The 763-nt window shown below is 62.9% G+C and carries 2 protein-coding genes; both read right to left on the bottom strand.

Features of this window, described 5'->3' with window-relative positions; all coding sequences use genetic code 11:
* A partial coding sequence (locus tag FHR04_RS20755; protein ID WP_211344232.1) for a transposase occupies window positions 1–362 on the bottom strand: 362 nt, incomplete at its 3' end.
* A 53-nt stretch (window positions 363–415) separates the two neighbouring features.
* On the bottom strand, window positions 416–763 hold a 348-nt coding region (locus tag FHR04_RS20750; protein ID WP_211344231.1), incomplete at its 5' end, for a winged helix-turn-helix domain-containing protein.

Below are 763 nucleotides of genomic sequence, written 5' to 3'. Positions count from 1 at the left end.
AAGTTCCAGGCGCGCTCCACCGGCTGCAATTCTGGCGAATAGGGCGGCAGGGTCACCGTCTCCAGGCCACGGGGATGTCCCTCCGGTGGAGGGACATGAAACCCCGCACCATCTTCAACGAGCACAAGGTGATGGTCTGGCCCTGCCCCGAGACTGGCCGCGAATGCGGCCACGACGAGTTGGTAGGCGCGTTTGGTGACCTCTGGCACCAGCCAGAACTGGCTGGCTCCGCTCTCAGGACAGACAAAGGCATACAGGGACAGCCATTCATAGCGTGGCTGGACGGGCCGGGTGGCGGGGTGGCCCGTGGGCGTCCAGACGGGCCGCGTGATGGGTTGGAGGCCGATGCGATGTTCATCCATGGCCCACAACGAGACGTGAGGGTGGAGCCGCTCCGCTGCGCGAAGCCGCTCCACTAGGCTTTTGATTTGAACGCTTCCTGATCGGCCTCGTTGCCCCCGACATGTCGGGGGCGAGGCCGCTGGGGCGAAAACCCAGCCAAGCGCATGAACTCATAGGTGCGGCCCAGGTACACCGTTTTGCCAAAGTGCGTCTGAATCCAGTCCTGAACCATTTTGCCGCTCCAGACGATACCCTGGTCAAAATCCTCGCGCAGACGGGCGGCGAACTGTTGCTGCTCCGCTTCGGTCAAGACCGTGGGTGCGCCTGGATTGTCGGCTCGTCCATCTCCCAGACCGTCCAGTCCCAGGGTGTGATACCGATGCAGGACTTTGCGCGCACCCGAGACGGAATATTGAGTCAA

Origin of the sequence: Deinococcus radiopugnans ATCC 19172 (genome assembly GCF_006335125.1) — a bacterium.
Classification (GTDB): domain Bacteria; phylum Deinococcota; class Deinococci; order Deinococcales; family Deinococcaceae; genus Deinococcus; species Deinococcus radiopugnans.
The sequence above is the reverse complement of the archived record's forward strand: the minus strand, read 5'-3'. Positions and strand labels throughout refer to the sequence as shown.